Raw genomic sequence first — 19,298 nt, 5'->3', positions numbered from 1 at the left:
TTGAATTGGTCCGGATTTAAATTTCAGGCATCAGTGGCAGCGTGAAGCCGTTTTGGTATGTATGCCTTATCCACTCGTTTGCCATCTCCAGGGCGTTGAATTCGGCAAACCGGCGGTCGAACTTCGGATCCCCGTCTATCACCGCGTACTCATCCACCGTTACAATCTTTATCTTGTCCGTAGGGGAAATGTTTGTGAACTTCATATTTTCACCGTCCCACTTTAATTCCCGGTGCAACCCGTGTAATCCGGAGAGCCTGGTTGCCAGGACACCCATCACTACCATCTCGTTGAAAGGTCCCGAGAACTGGAAGTTGGACGAAGACTCCCTCCTGCTATTGGCGGGCTCCTTGCATGCCCTTATCCAGTCCTGTTCGTGGGCATCGGTAGCCCAAATATTTCCGTTTCCCCCCTTGACCCTGGGAATAGTGGGCTCGGGCTGTTTAAAGTCTGCCATCAGGGATGTGGGCAGGAGCGTCGGATTCATACCGTAACATCCTGTCATTATTTTCCCCTTTGTTCCCACTAAGATGATACCTCCGTTTTCATCCCCCATCATTTCGCCATCTTTCAATTCTTCCGGACGGTCGGGAACCAACCCGCCATCGTACCAGTAAACAGTTAATTCGGGCATTTCTACTTTTCCCTTAGGTGGCCGTGCCGGGAACTTATAAGTGACTTTTTTGAGCCTGTGGCGGTGAATAAAGGTTTGAGAGTGTTGAGCTGGCCTCAACGCTAACTGGATACTTCAAATCCAATGCCCAGTATAGCGGGTCCATGATGTGACAGGCCATATCACCCAGGGCGCCTGTACCGAAATCCCAGAAACCGCGCCAGTTCCATGGCGTGTATGCCGGGTCGTAAGGCCGTTTTGCGGCCGGCCCGATGAACAAATCCCAGTCGAGGGTCGCAGGAACGGGAACACCCCCCTTTGGTTCGGCCAGCCCTTGCGGCCATATTGGGCGGTCTGTCCAGCAGTGAGCCTCGTAGACGTCGCCAATGACGCCCGACTCGACCCACTCTGCCACTTGCCGGCACCAGTCGAACGAGTTGCCCTGGTTACCCATCTGGGTGGCAACCTTGTGCTTTTTTGCCAGCCTGGTAAGCAGCCTGGATTCATACACGCTGTGTGTCAGCGGTTTTTGCACGTAGGTGTGTTTCCCTGAAGTGATGGCGTGAGCAGCCACTCCCGCGTGTGTGTGATCGGGCGTTGCCACCATGATTGCATCTATGGTGTTACCCATTTTGTCGAACATCTCCCGCCAGTCTTTAAACTGCCTGGCCTTGGGATAATCGCCGAATGTCTTTGCGGCATATTTCCAGTCCACGTCGCAAAGGGCAACGATGTTCTCCGTCTTCATGTTGGCCAGGTTGCGGCGTCCCATCCCGCCAACGCCAACGCCCGCGATGTTGAGCTTGTCGCTGGGAGCCATATGCCCGAATGATTTACCTAATATGCTGTTAGGTACGATAGTCAGCCCGGCGGCGCCTGCCGCAGCTGTTTTTAAAAATTTTCTTCGTGAATAGATTGTCATAGGATACTTTTTGTTAAAAAAATTATCAGTTGGGTCTTTCGTATTTTCTCATTGATGATTTCCATCGTTTTCCAGCACTTATGCGATCCTTCGTAAACAAGGAAAGCACCCTTTCACGTTTCTTTAGTATGTTAAATATACTCATTTTTGATTGTCTCTTATAGTAACGCGGAGCGAGCAAAAAATATTAATAATCAAAAATGATTTAGAATAATCCACAAAATAAAGATAAAAAAAGCTGATATGCAAACATAAAAATAAAATAATTTATTAAGTGCCGACTAATTAACATTATTTATTTTTGATATTTTCTTAGATATTGCAATATATAGTTAAAAATAATCATCATAAGTATAGTGAATTCGTGTAATGCATATGTACCGTTAGCGGATGGGTGTTATAAGGCTTTAGCATGTCGAGCAGGACGGAGATATTTATTGTTTGCACACTGATGGTTTCCGGGGTACGTCCCCCAAACTGCAGTTCATGGTTGCCCGGCATTCGGTAAAAAGGTATTCCCGTACGGTTCAGATGTTCAATATAAAGAGGATAGAGTTCCGGTTTGTCTCCCACCAGATCCCCGAAATCGACACCCAGAATGTCCCTGTCGGGGTAATTTTTTTAGTTGTGCAATATCCTCAATCACTTTAGCGTAGTTCTGGAAGTTTTCTTCTTTGTGGAATTGCGGATCTGAATGAACCAGAATAAGGTGCTTCTCGTCATTGTGCGGATTTTTCTTCAGAAAAATCATCTCTCTATTTTTTATCTTTCTCAATCCGTTTGAAAAACTGTGGTACATTCATCTCCTCTTCCTGAGCATACTTCCAATTTTTAAAGCGATTTAATCTATTTCGGGCTTATATTGCACCTACTTCACGCATCCCTTTTTCTACATATTTCCACATATCATTTTCAATGATATGCACGATATCGAAGATCATTAATCCGTCAGAAGTTTCCAGGTTCATCCTGATTGATGCAGCGAGTCCTTCGGGATTATCGTAGAACTGGTCTGCCAGAATCCCTCCATAAAACTTATTCCCATCGAGGATTGATTTCAGGTGCTGGTTCGATCCTTCCACGCAGTACCATGTTCCATGTTGTGCCCACATATCAGTCTCGTTTTTGATTTCGGGGTTTTCTTTCAGGTAATCTTCAATGGTAATGGTAGTGTAGTAGTTGCCTACGGTAAACAGATCCAGCAGTTCGGCGTAACCGTAGTTCTTGTAGGCGGGAGTGGCCCAGTCGTAATCGGCCGAAGGATCGTAATTCCTGCTTGCAAAGTTAACTCCCACTTCAAAGTAAGAGGGGTACCAGGCGCCTGTATAGGTCCCGAAAGAGATATTTGGATTGGCGGATTTGATGACCTTCCTGGCTTTTGACATGAAGTCATAGATGACAGATGTACGCCATTCGATCCATTGCAGGAAATACTTGCCGCGTTCGGGGTAGAGCCCGCCGTTTTCGTTTTTCTTCCATCGGTAGATATCGTCGGGGAAGCGATCCATGTTTTTTCCCAGATAGTTTTCAAATTTCTTACGTGACAATTCCGAAAAATCTGCGGTGAAGCCGTCGTATCGCACCCTGTCGAGAATGATACCGTCCAGTTCCGGGTATTTTTCCACGATCTCTCTGAAGATATTCAGGATATAGCTTTGAAATTCCTCATTCACAGGATTTACCATGGCTGAATATTTGTTTTTCTCCTCTGTTATAGGGATCAGCTTCACCTCTTCATCCGGTGTGTAAATAATAGATGCCCATTCTGATTTCCCTTCCTCATAGATCGGGCCGGAATCCATATAGTTGTGGCCTGCCACAAAGGTGTTGAGAGATGCCTGCACCTTCAGCCCGAGGCTGTGAGCTTTCTCAATGTAGTATTCCAGGTAATCAAAATCGTAATGGATCTCTTTTCCTTTCCATTCCGTGAGCTTCGGGGCATATTGGCTGTCATAAAGTACGTGTCCCGAAATGGGCCGAACATCAACCACAATATCTGTAAAACCTAGTCCTTTTACTTTTTCCAGATAATAGTCAATAGTGTCTTTGTTATTGAATCGCTCAATATTAGCTGTTGCATCAATCCAAATGAGTTTCGGTAAAATATCTGCCGGTTGGGATTTCTTGTCTGTGTTGCAACATAAAAAAAAAGTTGTGATCAAAAGGGTTAGAAATATCTTAAATATGCTGTTCATTTTTTTATAGTATATTGATATCTTTAATATTACGATGACCTCTGTCCGCATTTCGGTAATAGATGGTTTATTTACTGCCTATGGCTTTATTTATACCCTCTTTTGCGTATTGCCACTGATTGGCCATTTTTAAATGAATCATATCAAACAGGAAATAACCGTCGCATTCATCCATACAGGCTTTTACGGAGTTGACAATTGCTTGGTTTTCCTGCTCCTGGGTCGCCTGATTGTTGCTGTCCCAGTTGCCTACATCGGGACCGGCGGCAACCATGGGGCAGCTATCTTTAATTTTGTCCTTTGCCAGCTTCGAAAAACCCTGCATCGTCCATTCAGAAGATCCATATACTCTTAGTGGAGAGGCATAGGCGCCTATTAGGATCTGGTCCATCAATCCGGCACACCCGTAATTCATATATTGAGGGGTAGCCCACTTGTAGGTCAGGCTTGGGTTGTATTTCGGACTGGCCCAGTTGACGCCAACCTCATAGTAAGTAGAATACCACCCCCCGACATAGATGCCAAACTTCATATCCGGATTCACTGATTTTACAGTACCGCGTGCTTTAGACATAAAGTCATAGATTACCTTCGCTCTGAATTCGAGCCATTTGGTGAAGTAGGGGGGATAGGTGCTCATGGCGATGACTTGTTGCATAGTTGTCCCGGGAGGGAGAATATCGCCAGGGAAATTTGCCAGCTTTACATTTCCCAGATATGCCTCAAACTTTTTTCTGGTGAGATCGGAGAAATCGGACTGTACTCCGTCGAATCTTCCCCTGTCGAGGATGATGCCATCCAGATTATATTTGGCAAGGTCTTTAAGCAGATCACATAAATAATTCTGTACATCATCATTTGCCGGATTGAAGAATTTTGTTCCTCCTCCTGCATCCATAGTATTTGTGATGCCGGTGGAGAGATTTTCGGAGGTTGCCCAATCTTTCTTTGACGAATCTCTGTAGAGGAGCCCCTGGCTGCCTAACCCGCTGCTGTGCCCCCCCGCCATTGTATTGAATCCTGCGTGAACCTTTAAGTTCAGCTTATGCCCTTCATCGATGAATGCCTGCAGATAGTCCCAGGTTGCGGTTCGTTCTACTTTTGAATACACACCGTTCACCCATGCCCCCAGCCATTGTACCTGTGCCGCACCCTGAACGGACGATTTATAAAGTATATCGCCCGATGTTGGACGGATGTCCACGACAATATCCGTAAAACCGGCATCTTTGGCCAGTTTTAAATCACGAACAATATTCTCCCTGCTATTGGCAAAGTCACGGAAGTTGGCTGCTGCATCTATCCATATATAACGGGGCTTATTTATATTGTTTTTGGGTGGATCGGGAAATTCATAATCCGTATCTGGAGCTTCATCTCGTCCACAGGCTGCGGAAAGGAGCAGCAGCGGGGCAAGGATGATAGCTATAAAGAATCTGTATGCGGGTAATTTTAGTATTCTCATAATTAATGAAATGTTTATTTGATATCTTGCAGCTAGCCCCCACCGGGTTGCTGATCATATGACTGGGGTTGTTGGAAAAAGTTGTCTGAATTTTGCGGTGACTAAAATAAAACTGGTACCAAAGGTAACACAAATTTTCTTTTTAATCAGGCTCAAAATTCAGACAACTCAATTATACGGTTTATCTGAACCTTATCTTACATGTCAATACAATCATATTGTACACATACTACACATCCGTTGGTGAACATGAAGTAGAGATACATGTAATATCCGTCGGTTGAAGCTTTCAAAATTACATCTCCGGTGCCGTTTCCATTTTGTCCTCCGTTGTCTTTACCGCCGTATGTGCCGATTGGAGAGGTCCAAATGGGTTCGGTGAATGTGGTGGTTGAACTTGCATCAAACAGATAGATCTTGTCGTCACTACCCCAGGTGAAAGAGTTTACCGAGTTGCTTGCAGCATAAGGATTTCCGTTGAACACGGTGTAGTCGGCTGCATTTTGTACCCAGTTTCCGCTTATCTCTGGTCCGAGCGCCCTGAAAGTGTTGGTTTTACCGTCTATCCATGCGAATCTTCTAGGTAATGCATAGTAAGAAACAAAATAGTCACCTATGGGGTCTGAAGGGTTGGTAGCTACAACGTCGGCGTTGTTCCACCAGGCTCCTCCTATTTCGGGTATAGCTACTATCTCGGGTATCTGCGACTGAAGCACTCCTCCTTTAACCTGCCAGCGGGCAAATGATTTGGCGTCACCCATAATTGCTGCAGTGATGATTGCATCCCCGTCGAGACTCCCTTTTATTGAGAGTTTTCGCCCAATGGCAGTGCTTCCGCTCGCAGCCCAGTCAATGTAGAGCTCGGGAGTACCGTTCACACCGTTGATTCTCCACACCTTGTAGGTGCCTGCATTTGGCGCAAGATTGCATATCAGGATATTGTTTCCGTCATCTGCTGTGGCAAAGAAGTTGGTAAGGCCTCCGATAATGGATTGCATATTGGGCATTGTGCCTACCTTCGTACCCGTCTTGCGATCCAGTATCATGCCAGGTTCATTTCTTGTATTCACAATAACATAATCTTTCGTAACGGCAAGACTGGTTGTTACATTCAGCGCTGAAATACCCAGATCGGTCTGCAGTTTCTTTGACCAGAGTACCTTGTCACTGCCGTTGCGCATACCCAGTTCCACTTTGTTTGGAACATCTTTTCGAATGGTATAGATCGCTTTGTCCGACCCATTCTGTGCAGTAACGGTAAGAGTTACTTCGTTGTCATAGTTCAGAGCAGTTGTTCTGGGATCAGGGCTGATGGTTGCGCCGTGAGAAATGCTTAGCTTAGCCAATACCTCGCCGATCGGTTCAATAGAGATGAGGGAAATAGTCTTGTTTAGCTCATCGATAATGCCAGAAATGCCTAGTGCATCGAGGTTGAAGTCGGTAATCTTAGCCTCGGCGCTTTTACGGATCTCTGCTACAATCTTATAATCTTTTTTTGTTTTTGACTGGTCGGTAACCGTAATAAAGTTTTCTTTAGTCAGATCCATATAAAGAAGGGATGGGGAGATAGTTACATTATCATCCAGGTTTGCCGTCACTCTCACCTTTTTCAGGTCATCCGTTGTAAGTACATTCTCGGATGTTCTGGGGTAGTTGTACGGAAATACAATTGTAATAACGCCGGTCTCGTAATTTATTTCGCTTGTGAAGCTGTTTTCAGAACTTTCGTCACCATAAAAGGATGCATTCAGACTGTTAATTCCATAGCGCGACACAGAAGGTGTCAGGTCTTCTACCTGCTGGCATCCGTTCAGCAAGAAAAATGCTGAACAGAGTAACGTAAGGGTTGTATATATATATTTCTTCATACGATTATTAATTTAATTATTTCCAACTGTCGTATTGCTCAATCAATGAATTGTTTGCCAACTCTTCGTCAGGGATAGGGAGTATATAGTTTTTCGCGGAGAACTTTCTGTCCTGATAATCCACATCAATGTATTCATAATTGTCACCTGTTATTTTAAAGCCGTGGCAACGATAGTTGTTATATTCTATATGTGCCAGTTCCCATCTTCTCATATCCCAGAATAGATGTCCTTCATAAGCCAGTTCTACTTTTCTTTCGTTTCTGTAGTCATTGAACCATTCATTGCCTGAAGAGTTTTTTGCAGGCAGATTAACTCTTTCGCGGACTTCATTCATTGCACTTCTGGCTTCATTTATCTTATTAAGTCTGAAGGCTGCTTCGGCTAAATTCAGAAGCACCTCTGAATAACGAATCTCCACCCATGTCTGTTTGCTGGGCTTGCCCTTCACGTCGATCAAATTCTCATCCATCAGCTTTCTCAAGAAGTAGCCGGTAGTAGTATGGCCATATGTATAAGGCTGTGCCCTGTATGCCATAAAGGTACCATTGGTGCCGTTTACCGAGTTCTGCATTACATTGCCTTTCCATGTACTTCCCGGATAGATTATAGTTGCTTTAAAACGGGGCTCAAGTTCTTCGTAGGGAGGCCGGGTCGCATTCTTTGTATAGTAAGCAGTCCAGCTCATTTTGGTGCCGTCTGCTTTCTCATAGCTTTCCACCATCTCCTGTGTAGGAGTGCCTAGCCCGCCAAACTCGTAACCGTCGCTCAGAGGCACATAGTCTTTGTCGAATGTATGGTTAGGTCCCAGTTCGTCATATCTGAACTCAAGGATCGATTCCTCATTGCTCCCTTTCCATGATTGGGCATAATCATCCACCAGACCGAACTTGTTTGATTTCACAACCGCATCAGCTGCATCGTAAGCAGATTGCCATCGTTTTGCATAAAGCATAGCCCTGGATTTGAATGCCAGTGCTGCGAATTTGGTGAGTCTCCCCTGATTGGAGCCAGTCAATGATTCAGGTAGGTTCGCTATCGCAAAATCGAGATCCGATTCAATTAAATCCCAAGTATCTTCATTTGAACTGCGTGCCTTGTCCTTTTGCATTTCCTCAATAGAAGTATAAAGAATTACTCCATCGTGCCTTTTAGCAAGCTGAAAGTAGATAAATGCCCGGAAGAAAAGCACCTGTGCCTCCCATCTTTTGTTGATCTCTTCAGAGAAGTTACCGTATTGTCTCATAGAATGGAGGAACTCATTCATTCTCCTTATCTTGTTGTAGGCATCATCCCAATTGCTGTAAAAACAGCTGGCTGGTGTGACTGTTGAAGGATTAAAAACATAATTGTTAGCATGTCCCGCTTTGTGTCCAAGTGCATAAGAACCATACTTGAATGTACTGGTTAAGCTTTCTGTAAGGTTCCCCGCAGCTTGTGCTGTACCAAACTGCCCATACTGGTTCAGATAAGTATAGAAGCCGTTCACATAGAGGTCAACACTAGACTCTTTCTCCCATACCACTTTGTCGGTGAGTTGATCCGTTGGAGTCAGGTCTAGCCATTCCGAACAGCTGCTTAATATAATGACAGCTGTGCCCATATATAGAAGTTCCCTAAATATTTTTTTCATTTTCAGTCGATTAAAAGTGATTATAATGAGAAATTAAGCCCGAAAGAGAGGGTTTTCTGCTGTGGATAGTACCCATTGTTAACTCCTGGCTGTTCTGGATCGATGTTATACTTGGTCAATACGCTGAATGTGAGTATATTGGACCCTTCTATAAACAGCCTGATCCTGTCGACTCCGGCTTTTCTGGTGATTGAGTTTGGTATAGTATATCCCAGCTGGAATGATTTTAAGCGGAGATAGTTTCCATTTCTGTACCAGAAAGTTGAAGAGTATGCATTGTTTGTACTTACTGTTACCAGCGAGAGACGTGGAAATTCGGCTTTCTGCTTGTCCGGTCTCCATGAGTTTTCAGGAAGGAACTGAGGAGAGTTTCCTCCGTGGTAGAAGAGCTTTGTGAAGGCTGTATTATCCATAATTCCTTCGGATCCAATTGAAGTATATACCCCCGTCAGGGCTACTGTACGTCCGAGACCCGATTGCAGTAGGATGTCGAAGTCAAATCCTTTCCATTCTCCGTTGAGGTTGAGTGAGGTTTGGAATTTGGAATAGGGACTCTTTCCGACATAACCCATATCCTGTGCGTATGAGATTTTGCCATCTCCATTTCTATCCTTATACTTGATATAACCGGGGAGAACTTTTGACCCTACAATCGTGGGCGAGTTGTCTATCTCTTCCTGCGACTGGAATAATCCTTCAGCAATGAATCCGAGTTGAGATCCCACCTCTTTGCCCGTTAATTTACGGTAATCGGGCGTGTTCTCAGAATCCCCGGCATAATAGAGCCATCTGCGATATGCCAGAGTGCCAATCCACTTAACACCATACCTGAAATCTCCGATTTTGTTGTTATGAGATATGGTAAAATCAAAACCTCTGTAATCGATCTTATTTACGTTGTCTGTACTGAAAAAATATCCACCCATTGACGGAGGGTAAGAGCCACCCACACCGCCAAGCAGATCATACTGATATTTGTAGAATACATCCAGTTCTGCTCCAAGTAGTCCCTTCCACGCCATAAATTCCGTACCTATGTTGTAGGTGATCGCTTTTGCCCAGGTTAGGTAGGGATTGCCTAATGTTCCTGAGTAGATCATGCTCTGCCTCTGATTGCCCAGTATAAGTGAATTTGAGGCAAGTGTCATTAGGTTGAGATACTGAAACGCACTAACGGCAGATGTGGCTGTTTTTCCAATACCGCCCCTAACTTTAAGATTGTCTATCCAATCGGCATGAAACCACTCCTCGTTGTTCATTCTCCATCCGGCAGACAAAGCAGGAAGATTCACCCATTGAGAGCCTGCCATACCGCTGAAAAGATAACTTCCGTCACGACGGATAGAGGCCTCTAACAGATAACGATTGTCGTAATCATAGTTTAACCTTCCCACAAAACCGATCAACCGTGACTGGCTGCTTCCTCCCGAAATAACCGGTATCTTCTCTTCTCCCTTACCGGTTGTATTTGTTATTTTGCTCAACTCATCGAGTTCAAGGAAGTCAAGGCCGTATCCAGTAGCTCCCAGTGTATTGCCGAAGCCACTGCGGGTTTCCGCAAGACCGAAAAGGTTGATTTTGTGTTTGTCAAACATTTTATCGTATGTGAAACTGGATTGTGTTACTATATTAGTGGAACTATGTGCACTTTCACTTAGGGTGGTGTTTCCCGAATTATTCTCAAACGGCACGTAGCCGATCGTCTCGGTTGAAGTGCTTGGTAGTGCTCCAATCAGTGTCTGAAAGGGTATGGTGAGCGTCTTGTTAAACTGAAAAAACCTGTCATATGCTCCCATAAACTTCATGCTGAGCCCCTCCATCCAAGGTGCATCATAATTGAGTGAAAAGTTGGTTTGGATGGTTGTGTTTCTGGGCCTGCTGTATCCAGACTCATAGATTGCTGCAATGGGGCTAACAGGCGATGAAGCGGTACGCGTGGAGGTATAGTACTCCTTCCCGTCTTCGTCTGTTATTTTCATTGGCAGATAGGGAAGTGCACGCACAGCCTGCTGGGGAATGTTGTGCCAATCATTGGGGTTCGCTGAATAGCTGGGTCTGTTATGTTCGTCCAGGCGTCCGGCAACATTCATCACCATTGTGATGTTGCTTGTAAGTTTTGCATCAATGTTAGCCCTCAGGTTATAACGGGTATAATTGAATTCATCCACATTCCCTTTTTGCTGAAATGCACTGATAGCTGAGAAGAATCTTACTTTCTCGGTGCCTCCTGTTGCACTTACATTGTGATTCATTGTTGACCCGATGCCGAATACTTCATCGTACCAGTTAGTATTACCCCATCCATCAATACCGGACTTCATTTTTTCAACCTGAGCTGAAGTAAATACAGGCTCATCGCCATCCATTTCCCTAGCCATGTTGTACCAGTAGGCATATCCCGGCCCGTCGAGCCACTTGATCTGATTGGCATTTTGACTAACTCCGTATGAACCGTTGTATCCTATACCCAGTTTCCCTTCTTTTCCCCGTTTGGTTGTGACAATAACTACGGAGGTTGCATTCAAACCATATACAGAGGCTGATGTGGCATCCTTAAGAATCGAGATAGACTCAATTTCATTGGGATCAATTTCATTGATGCTTCTTATCACGCCGTCCACTATGTAAGTGGCGCCTTCTCCCCTTACAAGCAGAGATGCTGCGTCCTGTCCAGGTTGTCCTGACTGTTGCAGCATGGTTACACCGGCTACTCTGGCACCAAGCACGTTTGTAACCCCCACAACCGGAGCCTTTATGAGCTCGGTATTGGATAAAGTGGAAACTGCACCCGTTACGCTTGTTCTCTTTTGTGTTCCGTAGCCCACAACAATTATTTCGTCCAGCAGCTCAATGTCTTGTTCCATGGTGACGGAAAGATAGTTTCTTCCGTTCAACGGGACCTCTATTTCTCTAAAACCCACGTAAGAGAAGACAAGGGTGCTGTTGGATGAGGGTGCAGATATAGTGAACTCTCCGGCCATGTCTGTAACGGTTCCCTGACGTGTATCTTTTAATACTACATTCACGCCAATCAAGGTTTCCCCTGTCGCATCAACAACCTTTCCTTTCACAGTCACCTGTGCATAGGATATGACAGCTGAGAAAAAGTAGAGAGATAAAAACAGAAATCGCAAGGATCTGTTTTTCTCCTTTAGAGATCGTTTTTTACTTTCCATTTGCTTCTTTTTTTAAGTTATTACTGTTTAATTAGTTTTGAAATGATGTCGTTTTTTGTGAAATATTTTTTTGCCGATGATACGCGCAAAGAGCGATTAAATCTGTTTTTCTGCCTTTGAGAAACTTCCTTAGAAGACTTTTTACTCCCTGGCTGTTTTTCGTTGCATTAATGACTTTTTTCGTTTCATACATAGGGGCGATCCTTGTGATCCCAGAGGTAACTTCCCCGTTTTTTTCTATTAAGATCCAAAGACGTCTTGTCCTGTGGTGGTTGAGACGGAGAAGGGCGGATTTTCGAATAATTTGCCCCCGCATTAACGAAAAGTATTGTTAAAATTAGTCATATTTATATTATTATAATTGGTGTTGAGAGTTGGATGAAACCAAAAAATTGTATAAATACATACAAATAAAATAACAAATAATTTAATATGCAAATTATAAGTAAATAAATTTATTATATAATCAACAATTAACAATGTTTAACGGCTGCAGCTTTAATGATTGATAAGGATTAATGTTAAAATATACAAGCCAAAACTTAATTAGATATTATAGACAATCGGTCTGAAGCCAATCGACGAATTGGTAGTTTAATGTTATTCTCTATAAAATATAGTGTTCAGGTTGTTGGTTAGAAACAGCTCAATTATTTTACAGTGTGTTGGAAATTACATTGCAATATTGATTCAGGTATCCAAATCGATTGACGCATCATTGTTTGATGTGCTAAACAGTTAATTGCAGCATTGGGATTACAGTAATAGGCTTTCAGCCTCTTCCGGGGAGCCCGGCTTGCCCACGTCTATCATCTTAAGGTTTACAGGTGTGTAACCGGCCACTCTTACCTTACTGCATATCGACAGGTAGAAATCTATGATTGAGAATTTATCCGGAAAATGTTGCATATAGCTGAGAATAGAGGTATTAAGAATATGAATCCCCGAAAAAGCAAGTTTATTGTAATTATCCGGGTTGATATCTGGAAAATGAGATTTCGTCTCCCCGTTAGTTTTATTGAGCCACCCTTTCAGTTGTAAGCTGTCGTCAAAGAGCAGATAACGTGATGTGGGGCGATCGCTGACCACTAAGGTGGCCTCTGAATTGTTCAGTTCATGTATTTTGTAGAGGCTTCGCAAATCTATATTGGAAAGGATGTCAACATTGTGAATCAGAAAAGGCTTATGATCATCAAAAAACCAGGAGGCTTTTTTGACCCCTCCTCCTGTATCGAGCAATCTATCACGTTCATCGGAAAATTCAATGCGGATATCAAAATAATCATTTGATTCCACAAAATCGATTATTTGATCAGCAAAATGGTGAATGTTGATGATGATCTCATCGAAACCGGAACCTTTTAATTTCTCGATCACATGCTGAAGCAGTGGCTTCCCTCCGACCCTGATCAAAGCTTTTGGCATGGTGTCCGTCAGGGGCTTAAGCCGTGTTCCGAGCCCTGCAGCGAAAATCATTGCTTTCATTATTTTTGAAGTTTGATGTTTGAATTTTGTGATTTAATCATATTAAAATCGTTCTGATTGGTGTTAATATATCAACAATACTGGTTAATTTCAACTCCCTATAAATCGTATTGCTCTCGTAGTTCTCTTAACGGTTAATTGATTCCTTGATAATGTCCCCACTTCTCATACGCCATCTTATCTTTTTCTGAACTCCTGCTCCAGGTTCTGTTCACGATGTACAAGTGAAACTTTTATGCCCCACGTTTTAGCAATATGCTCCGCCATATGCTGCGCTGCGTAAACCGAACGGTGTTGCCCGCCTGTACAGCCGAAGGATATCATCAGGCTGGTGAAGCTCCGTTCGATATAGCGCTTTACGTGTCTGTCCACTATAGGGTAAATATTGTTTAGAAAGTCTACAATCTCACCATCCTCTTCCAGAAATTTAATTACAGGCTCATCAAGGCCGGTTACATTATTATACCGTTCGTATTTGCCCGGGTTGTTAATGGCACGGCAATCGAACACATATCCCCCGCCGTTGCCCGACACATCGTTCGGTATCCCTTTTTTATAGGCGAAGCTGAAAATGCGCACTTCCAGTTCGTGTTTTTGAGTATCGGCAAACTGTTTCAGGTCAACCATCTCATTCAACATGCCACAGAGATATGGATATTCATCAAATCCCTCTTTCAGAAGTTCGCGCAGGTTATTCAGAGCGAACGGTACACTCTGGATAAAATGGGGCTTTTTCTCGAAATATCCTCTGAATCCGTAAGCTCCAAGCACCTGCAATGTGCGGAAAAGGACAAACTGACGTAGCTGTTTCGTGAAATCGGCTTCATTCACCGGGAAGTATTTGTTCAGAGATTTAATATATGTTTGGATAAGCTCATCTCTTAATTCATCCGGGAAACTGGCTTTTGCCTGCCATAGGAATGAAGCAACATCATAATAGACAGGACCTTTTCGACCACCCTGGAAATCGATAAAGTATGGATTCCCATTCACCAGCATCACGTTTCGTGACTGGAAATCACGATACATAAAGGTATCTGTTTCGTTTTTGAGAAGTGTATCGGCAAGCTTTTCAAAATCGTTCTCCAGCAGATCCTCCAGAAAATCCATGCCAGTTGTTTTCAAAAAGTTATATTTGAAGTAGTTCAGATCCCACATTACCGACCTGCGGTTAAATTCTGGGAGGGGGTAGCAAATATCGAAGTCGAGTCCCTGAGCTCCTTTGACCTGAAAATCGGCAAGCATGGCGATTGTTTTGTGCAGCAGCTCCTTCTCTTCGTGACTGAAAACACCCGTAAGCCTCCCCCCTTTAATGGCATCGAACAGAATATCATCGCCCAAGTCCTGTTGAATGTAGAACATTTCATCATTGGAAACAGCATGTACTTCGGGAGTATTCAACTTTTGCCTGCGAAAATGACGCGATAATTCAATAAACGCACGGTTCTCTTCTTTCGATTGCCCTGCAACACCAATTAGAGAAACGTCACCCTGTTTTAAGCGGTAGTATCTTCTGTTAGATCCTGATGATGGGAGAGGTTCTATTTCCGGATTGTATCTTCCCGTATGATCTCCGAATAACTTTGCTAACTCTTTCATTACTATTATATTAGTTTTCCAGTTCTTCCAGCCAGGTATTTGCTTCTGCATCGCTTGGCATGCGCCAGTCTCCTCTGGGTGAAAGATTCACCGAGCCCACTTTAGGGCCGTCGGGCATGCAGGAGCGTTTGAACTGCTGGGAAAAAAAGCGCTTGAAGAACAGTTTCAGCCATTTAGATATTTCTTCTGAGCTGTAACTGGTGGCAAAAGCCTGATTTGCCATAAACAGTATACGTTTGGGTGAATCACCGTAACGCAGGATGCGATGCAGGAAAAAGTCATGCAGCTCATAAGGCCCCACGAACTGTTCAGTTTTCTGTGCTATTTTGCCTTCACTGTCAGCCGGCAGCAGCTCGGGACTGAATGGCGTATCAATTACGTCCCGCAGGATTTTTCCTGTCCGGTCGTCCATCCCTGTTTCAACGATCCATTCCACAAGCGTTGATACGAGCGTTTTCGGTACGCTTGCATTTACAGCATACATCGACATGTGATCACCGTTATAGGTTGCCCAGCCGAGTGCAAGCTCCGACATGTTCCCGGTTCCTACAACCAATCCGCCTATCTTGTTCGCATAATCCATCAATATTTGTGTCCGTTCGCGTGCCTGGCTGTTTTCATATGTCACATCGTGATCATCTATATCTTGTCCTATATCACGAAAATGCTGAGTAACCGCATCTTTGACCGGGATTTCCTTTACGGTTACACCTGTCGATCTCATCAGTTCAATTGCGTTGCCATAGGTGCGGCCGGTAGTTCCGAATCCGGGCATAGTGATACCAACAATATTCTCGCGTGGCAGACCCAGGATATCGAATGTTTTGATGGTAACCAGCAAGGCGAGTGTTGAGTCCAGTCCACCCGAAACGCCGATGGTTGCCTTTTTTATCCCCGTATGAAGCAACCGCTTCGCCAGCCCGTGTGTTTGAATATTAAAAACCTCTGAAAGGCTCTCATATCTCTTCTCTTCCGAGGGAACAAAAGGATGCGGGTTGAAAACTCGATACATCCTGCCCGGGAAAACAGGGGATATATTACAGTCGATCTCGGTGACACTATCTATGTTTGACATGGCGAAGTTGCTGTTTTTCATCCGGTCGTGCCGAAGTGCCCCGATGTCGATATCAGCGATAATCAGTTCACTCTCCGGAGAAAACCGTTTCGACTCCGCCAGCATGGTGCCGTTTTCGGTGATGAAGCAGGCGCCTGAAAAAACCATGTCGGTGGTAGATTCACCCCAGGTGGCTGAGGCATATATATATGCTGCATTACATCTGGCCGACTGTTGCAGTACAAGCGACTTCCGGTATCTGTTTTTACCTACCAGCTCGTTGCTCGCTGAGAGATTGAAAATCAGCTCGGCCCCCTGCATAGATAATTTTGATGAGGGAGGGGCAGGCATCCATAAATCTTCGCAAATCTCTATCCCGAAAGCAGCGAAAGGAGTCCTGAAAACTACCCCGGAAGAAGCTAGGGGTATATTTTTATTATCAATTTTTACTGAGGAAAGATGCAAATCTCCTGCCGGGGCAAACCATCTCTTTTCGTAAAATTCATTTTTGTCGGGAATAAATGTTTTTGGGATAATACCTATCACCCCTTCTTGCGACAATACCGCGGCAACATTGTAAAGCATGCTCCCTATCCTCATGGGGAGCCCGACAATGACGACTAGCGACGGCCTCTCTTTCATAAAAAGCGTCAAATCGCTTAATGATTCAAGTGCTTTCTGCTGCAATACCGTCTGAAAGAAGAGGTCGCCACAACTGTAGGCTGTGATACAGAGTTCGGGGAAGCAGAGAATCTGCACATTTTCCTTTCCGGCACGTTCTATCACCGATTTTATTTCGGCTGTGTTGTAACCGCAGTCCGCTACTTTAAGTTTTGGTGATGCGGCCGCTACCCTTATAAATCCGAAATCATTTATATTCATAATTTAACTAATTTAAATTAGAATGGCATGTACAATTACTTTTTCATAAGTTGTTTAATCCTTATCCTCTTCTTCGACAAATATTGCACGTCACTCTGTTTTATCTTCCATTGAGTTAATCTATTATTACAACAAAGATAAATAAAATGATAGATATTAGTCTAAATATTTTACATTCTTGTTATAGAGGCACTCATCGATATAGATTCCTCAAGCCTGATTAAATATTGTATTTACAGCATTAAGAATTCCCGGGAACTCCTGAAGCAATTTTTGCATGGAGCCGAAGACTAGTGAAGCGCCTGCGTCGGTCAGCACGGAGTCGGGTAGAGGCCCCGTATTTACAGCGATTGTAAAAATCCCCGCTTTCACGGCTGCTTCTATACCTAAGGGAGCATTTTCTATGACTATAGCCTGGTTGGGTGATAGGTTGCCTCCTTTCTTCAGTCCCAGGAGAAATGGCTCCGGATGAGGTTTCCCGTTAACTACATCGAATGCCGTGACCATTGTCTTACGAGAGAAGATACCGGGAAAATGAGTATCCAGACGCCCTAACAGGGCCGGCTGTCCTGAACCTGTAACCAGAATAGGCAGCAATCCTGCAGCTTTCACATATTCGAGCACCTCTTTTGCTCCCGTCATGGTTGCCCCGCTGTTATATTGTTGGAACAGTTCCGATTTACGGGCGTAAATTCTCTTCTCTTCCTCCTCTGTTGCATCACGCTGCAGGTTCCTTTGAAAAATGATGTCGATGGTTGATTTCCCAATTCTTCCTTCATGAAGATAAAATTCATTAGGCTCGTGTCTTAGATTCAGCTCATCCATCGTTTGCTGCCACGACTTATCGTGCGCGGGCATGGAATCGTATAACACTCCATCCATATCGAAGATTACAGCTTTCATATCGAACCTGCTGTAATGATGGCTTTCAAGATAATCTTTTATAATTTTTTCAATCATAATAAATAAAAAAACCGCGAGGCCGCTTGAATGCGGCCAGGCGGTTTTCAAATGGGTTATTGAATTATAGTTTCGATTTTATTGCTTTGGTTTCAGCTTCATAGCCCGGCTTCTCCAGCAGAGCGAACATATTCTTTTTGTAAGCTTCCACTCCAGGCTGATTGAATGGGTTGATACCCAGTAGATAACCACTTATGCCGCATGCTTTCTCAAAGAAGTAGATAAGTTGTCCTATATACTTTTCGTTCAATTCGGGTATCTCGATCAGCAAGTTTGGAACATCCCCGTCCACGTGAGCAATACGGGTCCCCAGTTCTGCCATTTTGTTCACTTCGTCCACCCCTTTTCCTTCCAGGTAGTTAAGCCCGTCGAGGTTGATGTCGTCGTGAGGAATCAGCACTTTTGAATTCGGTTTTTTTATAGAAATCACAGTCTCGAATATAGTACGTTCACCTTCCTGAATCCATTGTCCCATTGAGTGCAGGTCGGTAGTGAAATCCACGGCAGCTGGGAAAATACCCAGATTCTCCTTGCCTTCACTTTCACCGAAAAGCTGTTTCCACCATTCGGAGAGAAAATGCAGTTTAGAATGATAGTTCACCAGGATCTCAATTTTTTTGCCCCGTTTGTACAGTTCATTACGTATAACCGCGTAAATGGCAGGAAGATTAAAGTCGAAAGAGGTGGCTGGCCCCGTAGCATTCTCAATATCAGTGGCACCATCAACAAGTTCCCGTATATTAATCCCTGCAACGGCTATCGGCAGCAATCCCACAGGGGTCAGCACAGAGTAACGCCCCCCCACATTGTCGGGAATGACAAAAGTTTTATATCCTTCAGTATCGGCTAATGTGCGCAGTGCACCTTTGGACGCATCAGTTATTGCAACAATACGTTTTTTAGCTTCTTCCTTTCCTGCTTTTTTCTCCAGCAGATCCTTAAGAAGCCTGAAGGCGATTGCCGGTTCGGTGGTAGTCCCCGATTTGGAAATATTTATAATGCCGAACTGTTTATCATCAAGCCATGTCATCAACTCAGCCAGATAATCTTCACTTATATTATTACCCGCGTATAGAATAACCGGGCTTTTGCGCTTCTCTTTTTCCAAAAGCCAGTCGAGTGAGCACGATAGAGCATCGATCACTGCGCGGGCTCCCAAATAGCTCCCTCCTATGCCGACTACCACAACAGCTTCGCAATGGCTGCGCAGAACGGCAGCTGTATCTTCAATCTCTTTTAACACCTCGTCAGTAATGGAGGTGGGGAGAGTAACCCATCCCAGAAAATCGCTTCCTTCCCGTGAACCGTCATAAAGAGCCTGATTGGCGGCAGATGCACGGTTTGCATGTTTCAGGATATCTTCTTCAGAAAGATAATTGGACACATGCTTAATGTTTAATTGAATAATATCCATAACAGATCTGTTTAATAATATTGTAAACTGTA

11 protein-coding genes and 1 pseudogene are annotated in these 19,298 nt (G+C 44.1%); all 12 read right to left on the bottom strand.

The genetic code is table 11. The features are described 5' to 3' along the window. Positions 1-16: 16 nt before the first annotated feature. A pseudogene (locus KDN43_RS02170) lies at positions 17-1,535 on the bottom strand (Gfo/Idh/MocA family protein). Between the two features lie 345 nt (positions 1,536-1,880). Beyond that, a complete protein-coding gene (locus KDN43_RS02165; RefSeq protein WP_238868060.1) occupies positions 1,881-2,108 on the bottom strand; it encodes a hypothetical protein in 228 nt (75 codons plus the stop codon). A 284-nt stretch (positions 2,109-2,392) separates the two neighbouring features. After that, positions 2,393-3,730, bottom strand: coding sequence for an alpha amylase family protein (locus tag KDN43_RS02160; RefSeq protein ID WP_238868059.1), 1,338 nt, complete (start codon positions 3,728-3,730; stop codon positions 2,393-2,395). A 67-nt stretch (positions 3,731-3,797) separates the two neighbouring features. After that, a complete protein-coding gene (locus KDN43_RS02155) occupies positions 3,798-5,195 on the bottom strand; it encodes an alpha amylase family protein (RefSeq protein WP_238868058.1) in 1,398 nt (465 codons plus the stop codon). A gap of 197 nt (positions 5,196-5,392) precedes the next feature. Beyond that, positions 5,393-7,063, bottom strand: coding sequence for a DUF5018 domain-containing protein (locus tag KDN43_RS02150; RefSeq protein WP_238868057.1), 1,671 nt, complete (start codon positions 7,061-7,063; stop codon positions 5,393-5,395). A 16-nt stretch (positions 7,064-7,079) separates the two neighbouring features. Beyond that, positions 7,080-8,696, bottom strand: coding sequence for a RagB/SusD family nutrient uptake outer membrane protein (locus tag KDN43_RS02145; protein ID WP_238868056.1), 1,617 nt, complete (start codon positions 8,694-8,696; stop codon positions 7,080-7,082). Between the two features lie 20 nt (positions 8,697-8,716). Continuing rightward, the gene (locus KDN43_RS02140) at positions 8,717-11,872 is read right to left on the bottom strand and encodes a SusC/RagA family TonB-linked outer membrane protein (RefSeq protein ID WP_238868055.1); all 3,156 of its coding nucleotides are present in this window, start codon (positions 11,870-11,872) and stop codon (positions 8,717-8,719) included. 756 nt (positions 11,873-12,628) lie between these two features. Beyond that, complete coding sequence (locus KDN43_RS02135) at positions 12,629-13,357, bottom strand: nucleotidyltransferase family protein (protein ID WP_238868054.1); 729 nt, start codon at positions 13,355-13,357, stop codon at positions 12,629-12,631. 177 nt (positions 13,358-13,534) lie between these two features. Next, positions 13,535-14,962: a RapZ C-terminal domain-containing protein gene (locus KDN43_RS02130; RefSeq protein WP_238869527.1), complete on the bottom strand. Its 1,428-nt coding sequence runs from the start codon at positions 14,960-14,962 to the stop codon at positions 13,535-13,537. A 4-nt stretch (positions 14,963-14,966) separates the two neighbouring features. Further along, complete coding sequence (locus KDN43_RS02125; protein ID WP_238868053.1) at positions 14,967-16,892, bottom strand: NAD(+) synthase; 1,926 nt, start codon at positions 16,890-16,892, stop codon at positions 14,967-14,969. Positions 16,893-17,102: 210 nt separating this feature from the next. Continuing rightward, positions 17,103-17,852, bottom strand: coding sequence for an HAD family hydrolase (locus KDN43_RS02120; protein ID WP_238868052.1), 750 nt, complete (start codon positions 17,850-17,852; stop codon positions 17,103-17,105). Between the two features lie 64 nt (positions 17,853-17,916). Then, on the bottom strand, positions 17,917-19,260 hold the full coding sequence (locus tag KDN43_RS02115) for a glucose-6-phosphate isomerase (RefSeq protein WP_238869526.1): 1,344 nt from the start codon (positions 19,258-19,260) through the stop codon (positions 17,917-17,919). Positions 19,261-19,298: the final 38 nt, after the last annotated feature.

The sequence above is a fragment of the Proteiniphilum propionicum genome (genome assembly GCF_022267555.1).
In the GTDB taxonomy this organism is placed as follows: Bacteria; Bacteroidota; Bacteroidia; order Bacteroidales; family Dysgonomonadaceae; genus Proteiniphilum; species Proteiniphilum propionicum.
The sequence above is the reverse complement of the archived record's forward strand: the minus strand, read 5'-3'. Positions and strand labels throughout refer to the sequence as shown.

Bases quoted from the DNA above. Each gene is read 5' to 3' on its own strand.
- KDN43_RS02160 (WP_238868059.1), bottom strand. From the start codon at position 3,730: ATGAACAGCATATTTAAGATATTTCTAACCCTTTTGATCACAACTTTT.
- KDN43_RS02155 (WP_238868058.1), bottom strand. From the start codon at position 5,195: ATGAGAATACTAAAATTACCCGCATACAGATTCTTTATAGCTATCATC.
- KDN43_RS02150 (WP_238868057.1), bottom strand. From the start codon at position 7,063: ATGAAGAAATATATATATACAACCCTTACGTTACTCTGTTCAGCATTT.
- KDN43_RS02145 (WP_238868056.1), bottom strand. From the start codon at position 8,696: ATGAAAAAAATATTTAGGGAACTTCTATATATGGGCACAGCTGTCATT.
- KDN43_RS02140 (WP_238868055.1), bottom strand. From the start codon at position 11,872: ATGGAAAGTAAAAAACGATCTCTAAAGGAGAAAAACAGATCCTTGCGA.
- KDN43_RS02135 (WP_238868054.1), bottom strand. From the start codon at position 13,357: ATGAAAGCAATGATTTTCGCTGCAGGGCTCGGAACACGGCTTAAGCCC.
- KDN43_RS02125 (WP_238868053.1), bottom strand. From the start codon at position 16,892: ATGAATATAAATGATTTCGGATTTATAAGGGTAGCGGCCGCATCACCA.
- KDN43_RS02120 (WP_238868052.1), bottom strand. From the start codon at position 17,852: ATGATTGAAAAAATTATAAAAGATTATCTTGAAAGCCATCATTACAGC.